Origin of the sequence: Paenibacillus hodogayensis (assembly GCF_039536325.1) — a bacterium.
GTDB classification, from domain to species: domain Bacteria; phylum Bacillota; class Bacilli; order Paenibacillales; family NBRC-103111; genus Paenibacillus_AB; species Paenibacillus_AB hodogayensis.
Genome location: NZ_BAAAYO010000017.1, coordinates 120,021 through 142,187, shown reverse-complemented (window position 1 = coordinate 142,187; position 22,167 = coordinate 120,021). Strand labels below are relative to the sequence as shown.

Here is a 22,167-nt window from a genome sequence, read left to right as displayed (position 1 = left end):
CTGTTCATCAGAGGCCTTGACTCCAGGGTGTATAAATTAAATATTTTTCCTTTGGTGCAGAATCGGTAATATTTCCACGCTTAATCATACTGGCTTCAGACAAAATGCTCTCAAGTATTTTCATTTGAAAGTTTACTCTTGTGGACATTTTCAGGCTCCAGCACGTCTCTGCCGTTATTGCTTTTGCTTTTAATATGTGATGTGCAGCGTGGCGTCCTGAACCCACCGGCAAATTTCGCAAGCGCACCGTAAACTGCCGTGATTTTTTAGCGATAGAGTGGTTCAGATGTGCTGCAATTCGCTTTATTGCAGGTATTGCCGCACTATTTGGATTGGCGATCAATGTCTGCCCTAGTACTTTCGGGTTTATTTTAGACATACCGTTGGCTTCATGCAGATCAACATACCAAGATGGTTGGGACTGCTTCGCTAATTGAAATAATGCGGCTGATAGCGGATGGCGCGCCTTATCCTTCCGTTTTCGCGGAAACGTCCGGTTCAAATCAGGAATGCCCCTGATGCGCCGCTTATAAGCTAGACGGTTCACAATCGGAACGATAATCAGGGTTCCATTTTCAATTTGGAGCCTGTTATTCTTCAGCATGCCTATAAGTTTATTTGCTGCGAGAATACTGGCAATTTCTTTTCCATGCACCCCGGCAGTGATCATAACGGTTTGTCCACGTGAACTACTATTAATAACGTAAAAAGGAGTTTTAAATCTGGTGGATTTTGCCAACAGGTGTTTTTTAATTTCCATTAATGAACTACCTCCCCGATATTCTAAAGTACGATTCAACTTATATTTTGGCTACAGACAATAACCCAGTCCGAAATACTCCAAGGCACATATCGTATATTGTGATGAATTCGGAGAGGATGGCTGTCAATGGGAGGTTTTGCGACAAAATATAATGTGAGCAAATCGTTGGTAAAACACCATATGCTTGCACATAACGTGCCTGAGACAAAAATGTTCAGGAAATCTGTTCTAAAGAAAATGCTTGATCAATACGAGATGGTTTATGTTAAGCCAAACGATGGAACTGGCGGCAAAGGAGTCATGAGGGTAGAAAAGCTGGAACAAGACAGTTATGAGTACCAGTTGAAAACTGCCGCTAAAACGTTCAGTTCCTTTGAAAGCATGTACCAATCTCTCTGCCAAAATACCAAAAAAAGTCCTTTTGTCATTCAACGCGGTATCCATTTGCTTAAATACAGCGGCAGACGATTTGACTTAAGGGTTATGGTGCAGAAAAACCCGAAAGGAAAATGGGAGACGACAGGTGTGATCGGACGATTGGGACACCCCAAAAAAATTGTTACCAACGTCTGTAAAGGCGGCAGCTCCAAGCCGGTTGAGCTTTTATTAAAAAAGCATGTGCCTAGCGTAGTGAAATATACCAAAAAATTGGAGAGGTTAGGGTTCCGTGCGGCGGTTCAATTAAACAAAACGTTTCCAAGAATCAAGGAACTGGGTTTTGACGTCGCCATTGACAGCGAACTGCACCCTTGGATTCTGGAGGCCAATCCCCGGCCGGTCATTTATGGATTTAAAACGTTGAAAGATAAGCGCATTTATAGAAAGATAAATCGTTACCAAAAAGCATACGGTCGTCGTTAGAACTGCAAGTGTTTAATGAGTAAGGAGGCATGACTGTGGCAACCAAGAGGCTGGCAATAAAACTCATCTTATTTCAGAAAGACTTTTTCAAAGGAAACGAATAGAACTTACCAATATTATATAGACCGCAATAAAGATCATAACCGTATGAGCAGACGATCGATGGTCTGCATCGGATGCTTATTAATCCGCTTTATGAATTGGCTCACATGAAGCTTAATCTTTTTCAAAGAAGATGTTATTGACCACATCTGCTTTAAGCCACAACCATAATCCTACCACCGGATTAAGGTTTGGGCTGTACGGCGGTGAAAGACCAACTGCAAACGCAGATGCTTCCTTAAATAAGGCTGTAACGTTATGGCATGATGGATGCGGCCGTTGTCGAGAATCAGTGCAATTTTTCCGGGTCAATACCGTTTATGCCGTCCGTAAAGCCTATACCGCCCTGGGCTGGGAAGACGCGATTGGCAGAAAAAAGCGAGCAACTCCGCCCATTGCGCCAAAGATTACGGGTGAAGTCGAGGCGAAAATCATTGCTCTGGGCTGCAGTATGCCTCCGAACGGCCGAAGCGGGTGGACTTTGGAATTGTTGGCGGATCGAGCAGTTGAACTGAACTACATCATAGCATTTCCCATGAAAGTGTCAGGCAGATTGTAAAAAAACAACTCAAGCCGCACCTTCGTAAATGCTGGTGTATTCCTCCTGAGCAAAATGCGGCGTTTGTCGCCGCCATGGAGGATGTGCTGGATGTATATCAGTTGCCATACGACGCCGAGTGCCCATTGATTTGTATGGATGAAAAACCATATCAACTGCTCGATGAAGTCCGAGTGCCCATTCCGATGAAATCGGCTAAGCCCATGCGGGAAGACAGCGAATATATCCGTCATGGAACCTGCAGTATTTTCATCTTCACGGAACCCTTATCAGGCTGGCGTCATGTTGCAGTATTACAGCAAAGAACCCGGCTTGACTGGGCAGAGCAAGTCCGCGAACTGTTGGAGGTTCATTACCCGGATGGAGGTACTAGGTCCGGAGCACCTTGGCGGGATCTGCACGAACATTACGGCTCATGGAAAACGTCTTCAACAAATTGAAACATTACCGTAGATTTGCTACCCGTTATGATAAGCTAACCTGCACATTTGCGGCCTTTTTGGCGTTGGCCTCTATTCTGCTATGGCTAAATTAGGTTTGAAGACACGCTCTAGCGCCTTGACCGAATCAAATCTCAGGATACAAATATTTTAATTTTCCTCTGGCTTGTTAGGTTGTGAAGTGCCATTTCAACGATTTTTGAGCCTGGTTGCGGGCCACTTTCCAAGCTGTTGTTTCTCGCTGTAATTGTTCCATGGAAGCAATTGGGCGATGCAGACATTGAATTGTCAGCGGGCTCATTTCAATTTCAGCGATGTTCAGCCAACTTCCATGCTTGGGAGTGTAGTGGATCTCAAGGCGCATGGCTAAAGCAAGTGCGACATCGGGAGTAAAAGCTTCATACAGCGATGAGATCGTATGCGTATTCAAGTTATCCATGACGAGTCGAATGCGCCTTGCTTCCGGGTAATGCACCTCAAGAAGCTCACGAACTTGATTGGCCCAATCGGATTTGGTCCGTCGTTCACTTACACAGACATGGCGCCACCCAGCCAACGGTTCGGTAAACAAAAACAAGCAACAAGTTCCTTTTCGAACACACTCGTAATCCTCCCGTCGTACCTTTCCAGGCTTCATCGCCTCCGGCGGACGGGAATGATCTAACTACTGGATGGGCTGCTCATCCATACAAATGAGCGGAATCTCAGGATTATAAGGGAGAGCGTACGTTTCCAGAACGTATAATGTTCCGGGAAGTCTCGTCATGACGCTCCGGACCTAGCGATCCAGAGCATTGCGTTCAACATCATCCGGTTATCTTTGTCAATTCGTCCGCCCTGTCGTTTTCGCTCTGGCAGAAGTAAATGTTTAATTTGATCCCACTGATCGTCGCGTATTTCGTATCCTCTTCGCATACGAGAAGTTTACCATCTTTTAGCATTAATTTACAGTTTGAAGACACGCTCTAGTATATTTTTTAGTCCATTCTTTTTCTTAAGGATTTCAAATGGTCGCATCATCTCGTGATCTTCATGTTCGAGCATGTGACAATGCCATACGAAACGTCCGGTGAACGGACCGAAACTCGCGATAAAAGAGGTAACGTAACCGGCGGGAGCGCGAATTGTATCCTTAAATCCCCTTTCGTTAGGGTCAGGAGGAGCCGCATGTCCTGTAAACTTAAGTTTTCCTGTGGCTTGGAAATGAGCAACGTCAAAAGGCTGGCGCTCAAGAATTTGCATGTCAACAATATGTAAATGAATGGGATGGTCATCAGTTGACGAATTGATTAACCGCCATATCTCAATTGTTCCTAACTCTATTTTCTCGGATATACGATCGATCCACATTTTACCGTCCAGTAAATTCAACGATCTTCCATATTCATCAGTCACTCTGTCGAGTGTTAGATCTCTTGTCCTGCTTGCCATCTTTCTTGAAAGAAATTCAATTTCCCCTAAACGATCCGGAAGGGAACTGGTATCTTTGCCTTTTAACGGAGTTGTTACTTTGAATTGCATTACATCGGTCGTTTCGGGGGAGGCACCCTTGAAAACATTTTTAAGAACGATCGACTGGCCGAAGGATCGAGAAAAATCGACGATCACATCCGCACGCTCGGTAGTTAGAAGGAGGATCTCATTCATTTTCACTGGTTTTTCCATTAATCCGCGGTCGGTTCCAATTTGATATAAGGGCTGTCCGGAGTCCAGTTTGAATGTAATGGCTCGACTATTGGAGGCGTTTAAAATGCGAAGGCGGTATTTTCTTGGTTCCACTTCGACATAAGGCCATACTTTCCCGTTCACCACAATCGTATCTGCATCAAAAGGCGTGACAATCGAAGGATAAGGAAGACGACGATTATTTTTATCCGGCGTACTTGGATAATAGAGCGATCCGTCCAGATTAAACGAGCGATCCTGAACTAATAAAAGGATCTCATATTCTCCTGCAGGCAGATTCAGGGATTGTTCATGCTTGTCGCGAATGATAAAAAATCCTGCAAGTCCCGCATACATGTTCAATCTTGTAATTCCCATTGTGTGATCATGATACCATAACGCAGTGGCTTCAAGGTTCGGGAACTCATATACTTCTCGTTCGAACAAAGGTCCTGTTTGTTCAAAATTTCTCGTAAACCAAGCTTCAGGGTACCCATCGCTATGGGCTTGCTGTTTTCCTCCGTGTAGATGAACCACTGTCCTGACCTCTGGGAGCGTTTTTTCTGCGCCATGAATGGTCGTATCGATAGGGAGAAAGTGCTTTGTTGGCAGATCATTCATCCATTTGACGAATGTCGTTTCACACTTCATCACGTCGAAAGTCGGGCCAGGGTACATTGCATTGTAACCCCATAAGCGGGTAGGACCGAGATCACGATGCAGTCTTTGGGAAAATTCCCTCATGGTCACTTCATAATACGAACCTTTCTTGTCTCGTTTGATTGGGGAAATGGTTTCGGGAATCGGCAGTTTATCAACGAATTTCTGCAATTTTATTTTTACGGGCATATAAATAGAGCACCTCCTTAATGTATTCCTTTTATTCCTTTACACTTAATTTTATAGATGCATCATTTTCTACATTTGATAGGCTTGATCTTAGTGCTAGGGAGTGAATTCTACAGGCTTGAAAACCGTCTCTGCTTGGAACCGATGAATGGATATACAGGATAGGGATGCTGCATAGATTCCTTCTCCTAATAATAATCATTACTAAATATATGTATTGAATGTAATTTCATGAGGAAAAAGTCATAGCAGTTAGACCACATACCTTACATTGATTCGAGAAACCCTAAGAAATACTTCCTCGCTTAGCGTCTCCAATCAAACGGTAAAGTCGTTAGTCCACACCATTTCAGCCCCCGTTGGGCATAAACCCTCCATTACTTTTCTAGCTCCCCCTGCATCAAACCGGACGTGAGGTTTTCCCTCATCCGGCTTTCCGATGTTCTTCGTCCTCCACCGTTGCGGTACTTTCTCTAGCTGACGAGTTTCATTAGTCCGGCAAACTGTGCCGCCATTGCGGCCTGCTTGGACTTGCTGTGTTTATTACGACGTTTGCGCTTCTTGTTCCAGAACAGCGTGAGGCGTCTTCGGATATACCAGTCGATCTTGTTTAGGAATTTGTCTGCGAAGGAATCAAGTCCGTAGTAGTTCTTCCACCCATGTATCTTGGGATTCAATTCCTTCACCATCTGGTTCATCGTCCAATACAGACGGTTTCTCGGCTCAGTGGCTTCCTTCACCTAGGCACAATAATCAGTTTTTGAGGCCGTAAAAAATTGCTTGAAGAGCATAACCTGGCACAGAGCCAGCTTGAACAGATTGAGCATGAGGTCCATCTCATTCTTGAACGTATCCCCTATGCTCAGAAGCTGCTTAAAATACGCGGCGTCAACGCCACGAGTCAAGCGGGTATACTCGGTGAGGCCGGTGATTTAAGCCGGTATACACATGGGAATGCGATACATCGGCATGCTGGCTTAAATTGCTGAGGCCAGTTCTGGCAAGTGGCGAGGAACAATGGTTCTCAGTAAACGGGGCCGTCCGCGACTGCGTCATTTCCTCTATCTCATGACAATGTGCATGGTTATGACAAATCCAGAAGTTCGGGCTTTACATCGTTACAATGTGGAGGAAAAAAAGCTAAAGAAGATGAAATCCATCATTAAAATTATGTGGTAAAGTAGCGCGGCTGTATCGGAGTGTACTATCTATAATAGTATTCAACAGACTTCATATAATCAACACACATTTTATATTGAACGTTTGTTGATTATTTTTTCCATATAAGTATTTCTATTCACAAGAAAAAGGAGATGTAAGTCATGGAAAATATTCAAAACAAAGTAGTCATAATTACAGGAGCCTCCAGTGGCATTGGAGAAGCAACTGCGAAGCTGCTGGCCCAAAACGGTGCGAAGGTAGTATTGGCTGCCAGAAGAGAGGAACGTCTGCATGCAGTAGTTAATGAAATAATACAAGCTGGTGGTGATGCCGTTTCAGTAAAAGCGGATGTTGTTTCCGCAGAAGAAATGCAGAATTTGGCCAAATTCACCTTGAATTCGTATGGCCGAATCGATGTACTAATCAACAACGCAGGAGTTATGCCAACCTCCAAACTCCATGAACTAAGAGTTGAAGAATGGAATCAAATGATTGATGTGAACATCAAGGGTGTCCTGTATGGCATTGCAGCAGTATTACCCACCATGCGGGAACAGCAATCTGGTCATATCATCAGCCTGTCTTCTACATCCGGTTATCAAGTATCCCCGACATCGGCCGTCTATGCGGCCACTAAGTTTGCTGTGAGAGCCATATCAGAAGGGCTTCGCCAAGAAGAGTCCCCGACTTCGCACATACGGTCTACTTTAATTGCTCCAGGGCTGACTAACACCGAACTGTTCAATAGCGTAACGAGCCCAGAAGTACAGGCGATGGCCAGTCAAGTTAAAGGTATAGGCATTTCTCCTTACAGTATTGCCAAAGCTATTACTTTTGCCATAAATCAACCTGATGATACCCTAGTTAGTGAGATGATGATTAGACCAACCGTGCTTTGAACATTACCTCCATTAAAACATCTGCTCATCGAAATAACGCAGCCCAATGGGCCGCGTTATTCGGCATCTACCGTTAATTTAGTAAGTTACAGGCCAGTCTACTGCTTCGGCAATCGGACAATGTTCTTGTCACGAATCGGGAATCGGATCAAGTTCTTGTCATCGCCAAATGACAAGAACTTGATCCGATAACTAAAAAGGCCCGCGGTTTACGCGGACCTCATTCGGACAATGTTCTTGACAACCGACAACTACTGTTCGGTCATATGCGCTTTCACGTTCGTCAGCAAAAAATCGCCACGACGTTTGGCGATTTTTTACACAACACACTCATATTCTATTCGGAACGTGTTCAACGACGGGCTTTATTTTCTAGTTCGCACTGCAATAATCTTTTTAATTTTACGGAGCTACTATTGAATTCGAAATAATGTTTAGCGAAATATTCATTTTTATCATTTTTCGAGAACTTTGCAAATATACATGGTGTGATCGCATTACAAATAATTTAGACAACGCCACTCTCTCGAGAGCATTTTTGTTCGTTCTTGATTCAATAACAGCTTCTTGACATATTTGCCAGTATGTAATTAATAGTGGCACCCGTGAAAGCCCATCCCCTTATACAACTGCTCGTCAGGCCCAACCATTCCCTGAATCGAACCGATATTAATAATCGAACCGGAGCCCGCGACCGCCATCACGTCTCCGAAAGCGCGCGTAACGGCGAACAGCCCCGTCGCATTAATGCGCATGCTCCGATCGAACGCCTCAAGTGGATCGTCCCACGAGCCCATTGTGCGAGATACCGCGTTGTTGACGAGTATATCGATGCGGCCCCGCTCGGCGACAAGCTGATCCCGCAGCTCCAGCACCGATTCCTCCCGTTCTTGATCCAGCACGCGGGCCGTGACGCGAACTCCTTCCCGCCAAAAGCTGTCCTCCAGCTCGCTTAGCCGATCCGGGCTTCGCGTTGTCATCGTCGTCGCCGCTCCGGCACGCGTCAGCGCAAGAGCGATTTGCCGCCCATACAAGCCGGCTCCGCCGGTGACCAAGGCGACTTTGCCTTCCAAGGAAAAAGATTGCAGCACGCTCATGAAACCGTCATCCTCCGTTCTTTCGTCAGCTCGCATATCGTTCCGGCAATGTATCGCACCCGTTCGTCCTGCCGGGAATAATAGTAGACGATCAATACGCGGCCATCATGAAGCTCGACTGTGGAGGTGTAGCCGATATCGCCTCCGTGTCCGTCCTCCCGCAGGTTCGTCTCTGTCGCCTCCGGCCAACGCTCGCATTCTCCATCCAGCAGGACGGCGCGAATGCCATATGGCTTGAATCGGTAGCCGTAGGTCAGCAGGAGGCGGCCGTCGCGAAGACGGAGCGGATGAAATGGACTTGGCGAATAATACGGGCGCCGGATCGGAGCGCTCCATGTCAAGCCGTCATCGAACGACTCCGCCGTAACGAGCGGGTATGCCTCGCTGCCGTCCTCCGGCCGCGGACTCCGTTTATGGCAGCGGGCGAACATAACCAGCTTTCCGGAAGGCGTGCGGTACAAGTTCGGTTCGAACAAGCCGTATCCTTGCTCCGGTTCAATGACAGCGCGCCGCGTCCACGTCATCCCCCGATCGGTCGTCAGGCCGATGATCACTCGGGATACGCCGTCCTGCGTCCCATCCGACTCGTTGTAGAACGGGACGAGCAGACTGCCGTCCGCCGATTCGACGACATTGCCGCGTATCGACAATCTTCCGAGACCGACCGGAATGGGTCGGTCCCACGATATTCCTCCGTCTTTAGAACGCAGCGTGTACGATCCGACCCGTTTGCCGAGCCACTTATCGTATACTCTGTAGTCGTAATCGGGATCGTCCTGCACATCTTCCCGTTCCGCTACTTTCCACATGAAGCAGGTGGCGAACAAAGTGCCGTCCGACAGCGCGTTCAGACACGGGTCCTGGACGCCGTATAAAAAATCGTCATACAGAACCTTCGTTTCGGGGCTCCACGTCTCGCCGTCGGATGACGTCACATATACCGCCTTGGACGAAGGATCGACATGCTGCAGCCCATAGGTGTCTTGCCGATCCGGCGCTTGGCGGAAAGCGGCGACAAACGCTCCCTCCTTATTGACGACGATGTTTGGAAACGAGTTGTATTGCCCGTCCTTGCAGATCACAATATGCTGAACAGGGATGATGCCCATCCGGTCCCCCTCCTGTCTGTTGAGCCGCGACCGTTTATTTGCTCTTGTCTTTGGCCAGCTCCTGCTTCAGCTTCTCGTCTAGCTGCCTCAGGCCGGTGTTGAGATCGACCTTGCCCGAAGCAAAATCGTGGAACGTCTGGGCCATCGAATCCTGCTGCACGACGGTTGGCACGTCCGCGAGGCCGGCCTTGCGCTTGGGCGAATAAGGGGACCATTCCTGGAAATAGAACAGCGCCTTCATATTCTTTTTTTGCAAATCGGGCCGCTCTTGAGCGAAAGCTCCCTGAACGCTTTTGCTGGCAACGGTAGGCAGCATCCCTTTCTTGGCGTCGGCGAGCTGCACTTCGTCCGATACCATCGTCATGATGACTTGAAACGCATCGTCCTTATGCTTGCTTGTCGAGGAGATGGACCAATAGAATGGACCGCGCCATACCATTCGTTTCGGAGCACCCTCAAGCGAAGGATAGGAGACGATATCCCAATCGATTTCCTGGGGAATCGGCAAATATTGGCTATATTGATTCACTTGCATAGCGACATTGCCCTTCTTGAAGGCGTCGTTGATTTCCGCCGGACGCGTTGCTTCGATTTTGTTGCCCGGTATTTCGTAAAACCGTTTGAAATTAAGAAACAGCGGCTTCCATTTCTCGAGATCGAACAGTTGGTCCGCACTCGGGTCGAGAATCGGATAGCCATACGGATTATCCCGCAGCATCGCCATAATGTTCGCGCTGAAGCCGCGGAATACATTCGCTCCGTCCGTCCGGCTCATCTTCTTGGCGATTTCGTACACATCGTCCCAGCTCATCCCATCCTTTGGATACGCGACGCCGAATTTGTCGAACAAGCCTTTATTATACGTCAGCACCATCGGAAAATAAGGCGGATACGGCAATCCGTACAGCGCTCCGGTACGGCCGGCCTCGACAAGCTCCTTGATGAACTGGTCGTTGAAGCGAGTCAGATCGTAATTGTTCTTTTTCACAAGCGCGTTCAGATCGGAGCCGAGCTGAAGATCCAAGTAATTGTTTTTCAAATTCGGGATATCCGTTCGGATCAAGTCTGGCGTTTCCCCACGGGCAACCATTTCCGCCAACGAATTTCCGCTCGATTGCGGGATATATTTGAATGTAATATGCGGATACTTCCTTTCCAACACCTCTCGGTACCGCTGATCGAATTCATTGTCTTGAGCAGACCCGAATCCGAATACGGACAAAGTAAACGGGTCCTTTTTCACCTCCGGCGCTTTCGGCGTTTGCGCCGTTCCCCCAGCCTCTTCCTTTTTTGCGCCGCATGCGGAAAGTGCAATGATTGCGACGCCGCACAGCAGCGTGGTCGAGATTTTTCTTTTCATACGGTTTGACCTCCCTGTTTGGTTTGTTTCCTTAAAGGACGAGCTTCTCGCAGTCGATCAAGCTAGCACGGTAACGACGCCTGCGGCGTTCTTGAACTTCAGCTTGTTATCGGCGGCATCGACAAACAAGGTCAGATTCGGAACGGACGCCACCGTACTGGCAATGAACGATACAAGCTCTCCATTGAGCGCTTTGGCGTTGACGTAACCGTTCTGCGCCGTTTCCAGACCTGTCCGGTCTCCGACCGTCAACGAGCCTTGCCAGGATGCGATCATGAGCGGCTTAAAGGCGCCCCCGGACATGGCGTTGAACTGGATATCCGCCTTCTCCGCCCCGGCTGTCGAGCTGCGCTGAACCGCAACCATTTCTGCGAACAGCGTTTTTTGAGATGCCGCGTTATGGGTATACATCCGCATGCCGAACGATCCGATCGCCTTGTCCCGCTTGTACGTTTCCGTATAGCGCGGGATGCCCGCCTCGACGACGTCCGTCGTGTCCGGAGCCGTATTTGCGATAAAATCGCCCGATTGGTTGAAGCCGAAGTTGTCGATCAGCTTGGAGCTTGTCGCCGCATTGAAAATGCCGTGCTTGTGCGCCGCCCCGTTCGGAACGGTCGTACGGATCATGTTGCCGGACACCAGATTTTGCGTGCCCGCTTCGATCGTAATGCCGCTGTACAAGGAGCCGTCGATATCCGCCCGTTTGTTCGGGGACAGGATCAGGTTGCTCTCGATCACCGACTGACCCAGGTTGGCGAAGCGGAGACCGTCCTTCTTCGGAAATGAGACGACGTTGCCGGTTATAAAGCCGTTCTGCAGCACGCCCCCTTCCGCCACGATGCCGTAATTCATTTGCGGAGTTGCGTCGCTGACCGACTTGCTCCAACCCAAATTTGGCGCAGCTACGATGATATTGTTGCATATCTCGTACCCTTGCTGATAAGCGGTTGTGCCGCCCTCGGTGTTGACGATGCGGATGCCGTCGCCGTTGCAGCTGTAAATCTGATTGTCGTTAATCGTGCAGCGGTCAACCGGCCCCTTGTAAAATCCTTTTCCAAAATCGGACATATTGCCGATCACCTGATTGCCGAACGCCAAAATCGATGTAAACTCGATGCACCACGATTCCACTCCCGGCGCAAGCGTAAATGAGCCCAGCCCCATCGAGTGGAACCGGCTATCAACGAACCGGTACCCCCGGCATTCCGCGTTCGGGTATTGCTCGACGGTAACTCCCTTCACGCTGCAATTGAAGATGTTGTAGTTGAAGAAGACGTTTCTGCCGACGCAGCGCACGCATTCGTTCAGCTTGAAAAATCCGCAAAATTGGATGTCGCTGTCCAAGTTGGATAACGTCTCCGCGCCCGTGCCGTCAGATCGGTCGATGAGGATGCCGTTGACCGTCGGGATGTACGGATTTTGGGTAATCACACCATCCCCCTCCAGCTGGATGCCCTTCATGCAAAATGAGTAGTGCTTGACCCGAATCATCCAAGTCCCCGGCACCGTACACGACAGTTTGGGGGTGTATTCCGCCTTGAAGTCGGAGAACAGCGTCACCTCGGGCTGCCGGATCCATAACGATTCGGTAATCCGGTACGTTCCCTGCGGAAAATAAACGCTGCTGCGCGGACCGGCGGCATCGATAGCCGCTTGGATCGCCGGGCCGTCATTGTTGGAGCCGTCGCCCTTTGCGCCGAACCAGCGCACATTCAGCGGCCCCGTAAACAATCGCCGGAAACGGGCTCCCGAGGCAGAGACAATCACCGTACCGGTATTGTCGGACGCGGTATCGCTCGGATTGTATACGAAAGGTCCTGCCGCGCCGTTGTCCGAGACGTAGTAGATGCGATCGGCCTGCGGAGCCGATACGGAGCGAAGCTCCGCCAAACTGACGGACAATACGCATTTCAAATCGTCCTCCGGCAACCCGCACCCGTATACTTGCCCCGTAACCGACATCGCTTCCGCTCCCCGCGCCGAACCGATGGTTCCTCCCAATACGCCCCCGATAGCCATAGCCGCCCCAGTCATACCGAGCTGTGCCAGTATCGACCGTCTCGAGATGAGCGCAGAGCCAGCGCCCTCATGCTGCTCAGATTCCTTGTCCCCATCTCTTTTGTCGTCCCCATGGTTAACCATAGTCCCAACTCCCTATTTTCTGGTATAATGGTGAAAAGTATATGATCCCGGTAATCTGAGGTGATTCCTTGCTGCCGCATGAACAATACAGCCGCAGAACGTTCGAATTTCGATACATGACCGCCTCCAGACTGAGCATGCGCTTGCACGGCATCGGCTGGCAGTACATCACTTCCGCTAACTACCATTACAACGGCCTCAGGCGGCCGGACGGCGAAGGCGCGATCTTCCAGTTCACCTTGTCCGGTCAAGGCGCCATCCGATACGGGAATCGAGAGTACCTCGTTCCGAAGCATTGCGCATTTCTATGCACGCTGCCGAGCGACCACGAGTATTTTTTCAACGACGTCTGCGATCACTGGGAGTTTCTGTTCATAGCCGTTCGCGGCGACGATGCTATCCACCACTGGCTGTCGCTGATCGATCGCTTCGGGCCGGTTATCCCGTTTGGCGACAAGCTCGATCCGATTTTATGCATTAGCCGGTTGTACTCGACTATTTGCGGCGAGTCGAACCCGGACCGTTACGACGTCTCTGCCCAGCTGTACCGGTTTATGCTGGAGATGGAGCGGTTCACCGACGGATGCGGAGAGGAGACAGAGTCTGTCCAGGACGCTTCCGAGCCGCTGCAAAACGCTATCCGGTTTATTCAGTCCCAGTACGCCTCCGTGCTTTCGCTGGACGATATCGCCGCTGCCGCCGGGCTGTCCAAATCGCATTTCAGCCGCGTATTTTTGCTCAAGACCGGCATACAGCCGATGCATTATTTGCGCAAAATCCGTATCGAGAAAGCGTCCGCCCTGCTCGCCCAGACTCCAAAAACGCTGGATACGATCGCCCGGGAAACCGGCTTCGACAACAGCAAATATTTCATCCGGGTGTTCAAGGCGCTCGTCGGCACGACCCCGAACCAGTACAGGCAATCCAGCGGTTTCGGCACGACGCGCACATTGCGGATCGAACGGTAGCCGGGATGTCAGCCCTTCACCTCCTGCGTAATAACTTTGTAACCGTTTTCATATCATTTGTGATTCCTGTACAGCGGCGGCGTCTGGACGTAAGCATGGACATCAAAACGGATAAGGGCGCGTTTTCCCGATTCATAGTCTCGCGCCGGCGCGCTGCCGGAAGGATTGCCGCCAATCGAGTTTTTCTTCGCTAGCTCATGCGTTAAACGGTTCTAATTGGATTATAGGCAATCCCGTCGGCAAACTAAATATGCTATTATTTTGATTCAGGTATACTTTTGTGCTATTCGAACTTCCAGTTTAAGCTGGCGTTGTCCGCCGCAGATGGGTTAGGCTGCGAAAGTGTGCTGTCAAGCCGACCATCGCGTATTTTCTCGCAGACGGCATTTGAAAATGAAGCTGTCGAAGCCGTTCCGCCCAAATCGCGGGTAAGTGTTCCTTCGGCGATCGTTTCGAAAATTGCTTGTACGATCTTACGGGCTGTCATGGCTAACCGCGCATCTTCGTAACGGCTTGCCAACCGATCCATAAGCATCGCCACAGACAGCAGCATGCCGGTCGGGTTGGCGATATTTTGACCGACGATATCGGGAGCCGAGCCGTGAGCCGCCTGAGCCATCGCCTGATGATCGTTCGTGTTGATCGACGGCGCAATGCCCAAGCTTCCCGTCAGCTCTGCCGCCAGGTCGGACAATATATCCCCGAACATATTCGTTGTCACGATGACGTCAAAATCATGAATGCGCCGAACAAGATGAGCCGCCATCGCATCAATGTGATAGTCGTCTATCCTTACCTGCGGATACTGCAGACCGACCCTGCCGGCAAGTATCAAGAAATAAACCGTAAGCGAGCGGGATGACGTTCGCTTTATGGACGATCGTTACTTTTTTTCGCCGCTGCATCGCCAGCCGAAAGGCGACATGGGCGATCCGTTCCGCCGCTTTTTTGGTAAACAGCCCGACGACAAGCGCGACGTCGGGAGTGGCCATAAACTCGCCGCTGCCTTTATGCATATTCCGATCGGAATAGAATCCTCGTTCAGATTTCGTACTGAACCTTGCACCTCTATATGTGGGTACAAACGAGAGAATTCATTGGACGGATCATAATAGTTGGATTTCCGAATTACATCCCGCACTTTTACATTTGAAGCGGACAACACTTGATTGTGGGGCGGCATTGCATACTCTTTCGCTTGAGTCAACAGCAAGATCTCAAAATCCGTCTCATGAAATTCCACATGATCCAGAACGGCATGGCGCACTCGTTCCGCTCGAATTAATCCATATCCCTTGTCATTCAATCTGCGAATATGGTGGTAGGATGGTCGATCCACATCTTGGATATGGATATTGACCCTGGAAAGCGGTGTTGTTTCATTTACACTGAAATATCCGTCCAAAGTGACATGCGATATGGTCGGACAAGACGAGCTGTATACATTGGCCGCTACATCGATATTTTGTCCATTCACATTGCATACTCTGGACCCTTTAGAAAAACCAAGATGAGCGGCTTGTGCAAAGTTTTTGCACCAAATGTTACTCGCCGAGCAACCGATGGAGGTGTTCAAGTAAACGGCAGCAACATTTCCCGAGCGCAGCTTGCTTTCCGCTTCTACATATTCATAATGCATGGAACACATCACCATCGTAATGAAAGGCGCATCCGCGCCTACTTTCCAGTTTTTTATCACAGCTTGCTTAACGACTCCTCGTGTTGTTTCCTGGAAATAGATCGCCGCTCCTGATACCCCGTCTGCTTTCAAATCCGCTGTTACGTTATCACAGCTGACGATTCGAACCAAGGAGTTTGACGTGTTTGTTTGTTTCAGATCCAGCTTGAGATCCAAACCATCCACATAACTTAAGTACAAGGCTCTATTTCGGCCTGTATACGGAATGGAGGAAACAAGACTCATCTCTACTCGAATGGAGGTATACATCAGCTTGATCACGTTCGGAACGGTAAATCCGGTATATTGCGGTAATGCGTTCTCATCCGGCACGAAGCCCAATGTCGTTGGTGTGAGCGGATAATCGTACACAATTGGTGTCATCTGTACGTTTGAACCAGTCACGCCTGTTACTGTGACGATCTCGGACCAGTAGGTCCCGCGCCGTACCGCCTCCACTCGTCCGTGCGGGGATGTAGTGGTCTCCAGTATACGCCACATGTCACAATGACCGTTACGAATAATAAGCTTGTCTCCTACATGAATAATCGGTGACATTATCCAGTTGAATCGATGTCGCCCCTGGTGCAGCGGACGTAGTAAGCCGTCTCATCGGATTTCCTGCTGTCTCTGACCAATAGGATACAGGAGAGACAACTTGCGTCCGAATCGTATGACCAGCCGTATCGACAACGGCTCCATTTATGGTTCGAATGGTCTGGCCGGATTTTAAGTAAATATCCGCGCTAAGGGTGTAGTCGTAGGGCATAATCGCACAATTGGTTGCGTCTAATGCTGCTTGAATGGAGTTGTCGTATACACGAATATCTCCTGGATTTTGCTCGCTGTACACCTCGTCGGTCACTCCCGCATTTTGGGCAAACGAACTGCTCAAAAGACCAGTTGAAACTGCCGCTACACCAGCCAGGCCAGCGGTTACCAGCAACTTTCTTCGGCTCATTTCTTGCTTGAAATGATCACTCATGGACATCCCATCCTTCTGATTGTGTACTTCTCAAAGCAAGGTGCAGATTGCTTGAGCTGCCTAGGAGCTATTGCTTCAGCTTGGCTTTCAGTTCTTCAATCTTTTATTGCCTTCTTCCTCCATATGACGAAACGCCGTGTTGATGTCGATCTTCCCCGCCGCAAGGTCGCGGTAGTATTTCCCGTAAGTAGTAGTGAATACAATGTCATCGTAAATCGTTTTCGGCATAATCGGCGAGCTTTTACATAATAAACAGACTTCAGGTTTTTGCTGGCGTACCGCGTCTCTTGCCCGAACGCATTCCGGACCGCGGCTTTTTTCAGCACCGGCATATTGCCCAGTTTGGACAGTTCCATCTGATTTTCATCCGAAGTCAAAAACTTGATGACCTCCATCGCAGCTTCCTTGTGCTTACTCGTCGATGTCACCGCAAAATAGGTCGGGTAAGATTGTGCCCCGGATCAGATGCTTCCTTGAATCTCGGGAACGAGGTCATATCCCAGTTCAGCGTTGATACGTCCTGTGTAAATACGAGCAAATGGTCAAATTTTTCGACTTCACAAACTCGTTTGTTTGAGGATATGCGTTCTTTACCTTTCACTTGTCGTTGTTTACGCTGCCCGCAGCCACCCGATTCGCCTCCTCAACTGGCAGCGTTTTCACAAGTATATCACCCCTGCCCCTTTCCCTTTTTCATACTGTTTATCAAAAGCCGCCCCATTTTTAACTGTCATTCTGTTCTATATGGGGTAGTACCAGCGTCGCTGTCACCAGGTGCAAACGTATGGATATAAATGTAAAAACCCTCCAATCCGGAGGGTTTTTTCTAAATTGACAGTACTATTATAGCTGCTAGGGTATAGTTTTTTGCTTACTCTACAATGAGTTTAAGCGTTAACTCCTCTAGAAGCTTAAGATCCGTCTGTATCATCGTACCTAACACATATGACTCATTGGGGTTAAGAGCAGGGTATTCTAATACGTAACTATAGGTGGAATCACTGATTCGCTTACGGTTGCCAGGCCCGGAAATAACCATCTGACCGTCTGATGTCTCCATCCATAATGAAGCGGATTGGACATGAGGGTTCTTTCCTATCACCTCATAATAGATCAATGTCTTTTCAGTTTGAAATTCTACTTTGTTTACACGGATCTCCCCAACGTTTCCTTGAGATAAAGTAATGGGGTAATTGTCCGTCAGGTTGACTTTGACTTTCTTTAGTTCATCACTCCTACGATCGGGGAGCAAGTGATACGGCGTTACAAAAATCTCCTTCGTTCCTTCGGGAAGAGGAACATATCTAGAAGTACCGATAACTCCATTCGCTGTGGTGTCAGAACCACGACTATCTAGCCAGTCAATAATCATTCCTTTTCCGTCTTTGACTTGAAATCTCAGCCATTCTGTATTCCCTTCAAAACGATATCCCAATTTTGTCGTTATTGGTGTAATCAAATAATCGGTCAATTGAAACTCTCCGTTTTCAGACTTTGCTGAAGGCCCTTCTACTAGCTTTTTATATTTGCTATTCTCTAATGCATGATTTTCAATGGGTAGCTTAAAACTCCACTTTCCAGTGATTTTACTTGTTTCCCCTAGGTCTGCGGCTCTTATTTCGTTTATGTTTAGCTCCAATATAAATTTTTCTATCCATTCCATCTGATCTATATCGACAGTTAAGATGCCTATGGTCTGATTTGCATTTATTTGACGAGGCTTTGTCCCAAATGTAGCTGCTTTTAGCTGGACTCCATTAACTGCTACAGTAATGTTGGTGAGGTTGATAAACATTAGGTTATCAGGCTTTACAGAATTAATTTCATAGCTAATAGAAAGTCTGGCTCCATCAAACAAAGCATCTTGCAGCTTAATAGTCACGCCTTGATCGCTAGCTATTAAAGGAACCTCAGTAGACAGGCCAGCGTTTTGGCCAATATTAATGCCGCTATCCCCAGCAATTGAGAAGATATTCCCAGAGAACAGTTTTCCAATGAATGGTATCCTTTGGAGTTGCTCCGCTGAAACCGGGAGGTAGGATACAGCCCCTGCAAGCAGGACAATAACTAAAAAGCTAATTCCTGCTAACACCCATTTGTGAGGAACCATCTTTCTTAATTTAGCAGTTTTGTATAAATCATCCACTATCTGGAATTTTTCCTCCAAATGGATTGGTGGTAATTTTGTTTCATTAAACATATCTTTTAGTTCAAGTTCATCAGTATGAAAAGCTTCGCCCATCTTTATCATCCTCCTTAATGGCGATAGTACGTCTTAATTTGTCCTTTGCTCGCTCATATCTTTTTCGTACAGCCGCATAACTCATATTCATTTGAATGGCTATATCTTCGAAACGGTTCTCTTCAACAATACGCAACCAAATGATATGGCGATCCTTTAGGTTCAGTTGTAACATTGCCCCGTGCAATTCTTGATTAAATTGCAATTTCGGAATACTCGTTTCAGCTTGCACCGCGGTAGTTGACCAACTGAGTATTCGTAGTAACCTATTATATGTCTTAGCTCGATTAATCCTATTCAGACACTCATGGTAAGCAATTTTGTACAGCCATGCACTAAACGATGTTCCTTCTTGATACTGATCTAGCCGTTCAAGTCCTTTCAAAAATATATCTTGTGTCACATCCTCAGCTTCCTGCAACTGCCCAAGCATATGAAAGCAGTACTTAAATATTTGTTGTTGAAAATTAAAAACGAGTTGTCCATAAAGGTCACTCTCCCCTTTTTTTACAGACCGTACTATTTGGTCTAATTCTGACGGTTTCACGTCCTTCCCTCCTCAGCATTGACTCTTTAACTTATATAACAACTAGGCAAGCAATTTTGGGACATTAGATTGCAAAAATAAAGGCAATCGGTGAAAAAACGCATCATCAAAAGTCGTTCCTAGGAGATTATGGAGATTGCGTTCGTATGCAGTAATGAAAAATAGAGCAGTTGCCACGCCGGCTTCTGCTCTAAAAAAACAACCGATTCTAGCACATATTGGAGGTACCCCGCGATAAGCGAGCATTCGTGAGAAAACTAAATCGTACCGACGGAGCTTAGGAATTAGGAAATATAAAGTTCCGTTTTTACTCTTGAAAATGGAACATCAAGCTATTTGAGATTCTTATTGTCTAAAATATACAGCTTAGCTATACTGTTTTCAACTATATAGTTCCGATACTAACTATTTTAGGAACTTCACTCGGAGGGGATAATGTGAAACGAAATTGGGAACTGGACGAGCTGATTGAGCATTTTACGATTTTACCTAATGAAATGAAGCGGAAGCCTCCGTTCAGGATAATCAAGATGTAGCAGAGTGGCTGTGCCAACATGTGCTTCATCATAGTCAAGAGTAGGAGCGTGTTAAGGATTCGGTATACGGTCGATTCCGCGAAATGAAAGTGGAGCCGCCGACACCCGACCGTATTGAGCGCCTTATCCGTTCTGCTATACATACGCATGAAGAACAGTTCTTTCAGACTACCTTCCAGAAACTGCCCCCATCAACACCCACAAAATTGGATGCCTTGATTGAGAGCATAGCCATGCTCGACGATACCAGTGAAGATTTGCCTCGGGAGGATAGCAGCCAAGTTACGTTCCATGAACTGAAGGCCGATCCTGGTCGGCCAGGTTTAGAAAGCTTTATGAAAGAAGTTCATAAACTGCGTACCCTGCGACAGTTGGATCTCCCGGAAGATTTGTTCCGGGACACCCCGTATAAGGTATTGAAAAAATACCGGCAGCGTGTCTCTACCGAGGACATTCGGGAACTGCGCCGCCACCCCCATCCAATCCGCTATGCGCTTTTTTGTGCTTTTTTCTGGCTCCGAAACAAGGAGATTACAGATAACCTTGTGGACTTGCTGGTACAAATCATTCACCGGATCAGCGTTCGCGCTGAACGGAAGGTGGAGAAAGAAATCTTCCAATTCCCCCAAAAGGAGCTGCCATAAAGAATAATTTTGCCCTCCTCCACAGGAAATTTCTCTTTTGTTACTATCGTTTGTTCGTATCTCGTAAGATCAATTTGAAATGCCATGTCAACCGTTCTCCTCACATGAATTAGCCGCAGTCATACCGAAACGCGGCGGCTGCCTGCCCTTTGCCTGAAGCCCCAGTAAGATGCGATTATTTAAACAGTTCCGCCAGCTTGGCATCGTATTTCTCTCCGGCTTCGCGCAGCGCCGTATTGGCGTCTTTTTGGCCGAGTACAACGTTTTGGTACGCTTCGAAGAAGGCGGTATGGCCTGGCGATTGCGATTCCACGACTTCCGAACTGATCAATGACGAAGGCGCGTACTTGTCGGGAATGAGGGCCTTGACGTTTTTGTTTTTCAACAACGGAACGTCATTGCCGAATTCGCTTAAGCCTTTCGCTTTGTCTTTCAATACCGGCAGCATCGCTTTTTTCGCCATTCTCGTCTGAAACTCGTCGGTCGTCAAGTAAGCGATTGCATCAAACGCATCCTCTTTATACTTGCTCGTCTTCGTAATATTGAAATAAGTCGGATACGATTGCGGGCCTACGCCCGGATTGCTTGTCAACTGCGGGTATGTGGCGATATCCCAGTTGAACTGCGTCTTCAATGTGGTGAGCCCCGTGTTGACGAAGTGCAGCATCATCGCAGCCGTTTGATCCTGGAAAAACATCTTTTGCTGCCCGGCAAGCGCCCATGTATCCTTCGTTAATCCGTTGCCCGGCAGCAACGCTACGCTCGTCAGCAGATTGAACGCCTGTTTGAATTTTTCAGTAGTAAATATCGACTTTTTCGTTGCCTTATCGATATATGGCACCGAAAATTGATTGAGCACAATGTTCGCGGAGGACGACATCACGAGACCGTTATAGGTGATGCCTCCGTCCGTCCGCGACATCCGTGTGGCCAATTCTTTTAGCTGATCCCAGTTTATGCCGTCCTTCGGGTACGCCACGCCGAATTTGTCGAAAATATCTTTGTTGTAAAAGAAACCCAGTGTATTCGTGAACACCGGAAGCCCGTACATGCCGCCGTTGGCAAATCCTTTTTGCAGCTCGATCGATGACGGCTCGAGATGGTTCAAGTCGAACTTTTTGGATTTGATCAACTCGGAAATATCGTATTGGTAGTTGTAAGTCGTGAGCATATTGCCTTGGCCGATCGACATGAATAGCACGTCGACTGTCTGACCGGTGGCGACGAGGTCGGGCATTTGGATTGTTCCGGCAGAGAGAAATTTAACCGTGATATGAGGGAACTTTCTCTGAATTTCACTGCCAAAAATATCCATAAACGTTTCGTCGTAGCCAGCTCCCGGCGTATAAAATACGAGCTCGACCGGCTGCTTTTTCACTTCTGTCGCTGCATTGTTATCGGCCGGCTTAGCGTCGTTGGAATCGGTTCCATCTGTTTTGCCGCTTGAACAGGCTGTAGTCAAAGCCATCATACTGGCGAGTAAGGAATATACGAACGCTTGCTTTTTCATGTGAATTAGCCTCCAATTTCTTTTTCGTGTTCTCGGCTCGGCTGCGCCTC

Annotated in this window: 18 protein-coding genes and 4 pseudogenes; 7 read left to right on the top strand and 15 right to left on the bottom strand. The window is 48.1% G+C overall.

Going from position 1 to position 22,167, the window contains the following annotated elements; translation table 11 throughout:
• Positions 1–7: 7 nt before the first annotated feature.
• Entirely contained in the window at positions 8–760 is a 753-nt protein-coding gene (locus tag ABD796_RS31405) for a succinylglutamate desuccinylase/aspartoacylase family protein (RefSeq protein ID WP_344915919.1), read from the bottom strand.
• Between the two features lie 129 nt (positions 761–889).
• On the opposite strand from ABD796_RS31405, the gene ABD796_RS31400 reads away from it, so the two are divergent.
• From ABD796_RS31400 to ABD796_RS31390, 3 genes and pseudogenes are all read left to right on the top strand, one after another.
• On the top strand, positions 890–1,624 hold the full coding sequence (locus tag ABD796_RS31400; RefSeq protein ID WP_344915917.1) for a YheC/YheD family protein: 735 nt from the start codon (positions 890–892) through the stop codon (positions 1,622–1,624).
• 735 nt (positions 1,625–2,359) lie between these two features.
• Positions 2,360–2,725: a hypothetical protein gene (locus ABD796_RS31395; RefSeq protein ID WP_344915935.1), complete on the top strand. Its 366-nt coding sequence runs from the start codon at positions 2,360–2,362 to the stop codon at positions 2,723–2,725.
• Positions 2,698–2,820 (top strand): annotated as a pseudogene (locus ABD796_RS31390) (IS5/IS1182 family transposase); the annotation flags it as partial. The gene ABD796_RS31395 and the pseudogene ABD796_RS31390, both read left to right, overlap by 28 nt.
• A gap of 74 nt (positions 2,821–2,894) precedes the next feature.
• Here ABD796_RS31390 and ABD796_RS31385 read toward each other — a convergent pair.
• The 4 genes and pseudogenes from ABD796_RS31385 to ABD796_RS31375 all read right to left on the bottom strand — a co-directional run.
• Positions 2,895–3,374: pseudogene (locus tag ABD796_RS31385) on the bottom strand (transposase); the annotation flags it as partial.
• Between the two features lie 113 nt (positions 3,375–3,487).
• Complete coding sequence (locus ABD796_RS35735; RefSeq protein WP_379117200.1) at positions 3,488–3,640, bottom strand: transposase; 153 nt, start codon at positions 3,638–3,640, stop codon at positions 3,488–3,490.
• Between the two features lie 30 nt (positions 3,641–3,670).
• Positions 3,671–5,239: a multicopper oxidase family protein gene (locus ABD796_RS31380; RefSeq protein WP_344915915.1), complete on the bottom strand. Its 1,569-nt coding sequence runs from the start codon at positions 5,237–5,239 to the stop codon at positions 3,671–3,673.
• A gap of 473 nt (positions 5,240–5,712) precedes the next feature.
• On the bottom strand, positions 5,713–5,979 hold the full coding sequence (locus tag ABD796_RS31375) for a group II intron maturase-specific domain-containing protein (protein ID WP_344915913.1): 267 nt from the start codon (positions 5,977–5,979) through the stop codon (positions 5,713–5,715).
• Positions 5,980–6,012: 33 nt separating this feature from the next.
• On the opposite strand from ABD796_RS31375, the pseudogene ABD796_RS35730 reads away from it, so the two are divergent.
• Positions 6,013–6,509: pseudogene (locus ABD796_RS35730) on the top strand (transposase); the annotation flags it as partial.
• A 52-nt stretch (positions 6,510–6,561) separates the two neighbouring features.
• Entirely contained in the window at positions 6,562–7,299 is a 738-nt protein-coding gene (locus tag ABD796_RS31365; RefSeq protein ID WP_344915909.1) for an SDR family oxidoreductase, read from the top strand.
• 590 nt (positions 7,300–7,889) lie between these two features.
• On the opposite strand, the gene ABD796_RS31360 is transcribed toward ABD796_RS31365, so the two are convergent.
• From ABD796_RS31360 to ABD796_RS31345, 4 genes are read right to left on the bottom strand one after another with little or no spacing between them, the layout of a single operon-like run.
• Positions 7,890–8,396: an SDR family NAD(P)-dependent oxidoreductase gene (locus ABD796_RS31360; RefSeq protein WP_344915907.1), complete on the bottom strand. Its 507-nt coding sequence runs from the start codon at positions 8,394–8,396 to the stop codon at positions 7,890–7,892.
• Positions 8,393–9,505 carry a sialidase family protein gene (locus ABD796_RS31355; RefSeq protein ID WP_344915905.1) on the bottom strand — a complete coding sequence of 371 codons (1,113 nt, stop codon included), beginning with the start codon at positions 9,503–9,505 and terminating at the stop codon, positions 8,393–8,395. Before ABD796_RS31355 ends, ABD796_RS31360 begins: the two co-directional genes overlap by 4 nt.
• A 34-nt stretch (positions 9,506–9,539) precedes the next feature.
• Positions 9,540–10,865, bottom strand: coding sequence for an ABC transporter substrate-binding protein (locus ABD796_RS31350; RefSeq protein WP_344915903.1), 1,326 nt, complete (start codon positions 10,863–10,865; stop codon positions 9,540–9,542).
• A 57-nt stretch (positions 10,866–10,922) separates the two neighbouring features.
• Entirely contained in the window at positions 10,923–13,007 is a 2,085-nt protein-coding gene (locus tag ABD796_RS31345) for a glycosyl hydrolase family 28-related protein (protein ID WP_344915901.1), read from the bottom strand.
• 68 nt (positions 13,008–13,075) lie between these two features.
• On the opposite strand from ABD796_RS31345, the gene ABD796_RS31340 reads away from it, so the two are divergent.
• Positions 13,076–13,975 carry an AraC family transcriptional regulator gene (locus ABD796_RS31340; protein ID WP_344915899.1) on the top strand — a complete coding sequence of 300 codons (900 nt, stop codon included), beginning with the start codon at positions 13,076–13,078 and terminating at the stop codon, positions 13,973–13,975.
• A 367-nt stretch (positions 13,976–14,342) separates the two neighbouring features.
• On the opposite strand, the pseudogene ABD796_RS31335 reads toward ABD796_RS31340, so the two are convergent.
• The 5 genes and pseudogenes from ABD796_RS31335 to ABD796_RS31315 form a co-directional block, all read right to left on the bottom strand.
• A pseudogene (locus ABD796_RS31335) lies at positions 14,343–15,024 on the bottom strand (isocitrate/isopropylmalate family dehydrogenase); the annotation flags it as partial.
• 1,143 nt (positions 15,025–16,167) lie between these two features.
• Positions 16,168–16,638 carry a hypothetical protein gene (locus ABD796_RS31330; RefSeq protein WP_344915897.1) on the bottom strand — a complete coding sequence of 157 codons (471 nt, stop codon included), beginning with the start codon at positions 16,636–16,638 and terminating at the stop codon, positions 16,168–16,170.
• A gap of 87 nt (positions 16,639–16,725) precedes the next feature.
• Positions 16,726–16,866: a hypothetical protein gene (locus tag ABD796_RS31325; protein ID WP_344915895.1), complete on the bottom strand. Its 141-nt coding sequence runs from the start codon at positions 16,864–16,866 to the stop codon at positions 16,726–16,728.
• Positions 16,867–17,509: 643 nt separating this feature from the next.
• On the bottom strand, positions 17,510–18,880 hold the full coding sequence (locus ABD796_RS31320) for a DUF4179 domain-containing protein (RefSeq protein WP_344915893.1): 1,371 nt from the start codon (positions 18,878–18,880) through the stop codon (positions 17,510–17,512).
• Positions 18,858–19,427: an RNA polymerase sigma factor gene (locus tag ABD796_RS31315; RefSeq protein WP_344915890.1), complete on the bottom strand. Its 570-nt coding sequence runs from the start codon at positions 19,425–19,427 to the stop codon at positions 18,858–18,860. Before ABD796_RS31315 ends, ABD796_RS31320 begins: the two co-directional genes overlap by 23 nt.
• 619 nt (positions 19,428–20,046) lie before the next feature.
• Here ABD796_RS31315 and ABD796_RS31310 point away from each other — a divergent pair.
• A complete protein-coding gene (locus ABD796_RS31310; RefSeq protein ID WP_344915888.1) occupies positions 20,047–20,607 on the top strand; it encodes a hypothetical protein in 561 nt (186 codons plus the stop codon).
• A 175-nt stretch (positions 20,608–20,782) separates the two neighbouring features.
• Here the strand turns inward: ABD796_RS31310 and ABD796_RS31305 are convergent, their stop codons facing one another.
• On the bottom strand, positions 20,783–22,117 hold the full coding sequence (locus ABD796_RS31305; protein ID WP_344915886.1) for an ABC transporter substrate-binding protein: 1,335 nt from the start codon (positions 22,115–22,117) through the stop codon (positions 20,783–20,785).
• Positions 22,118–22,167: the final 50 nt, after the last annotated feature.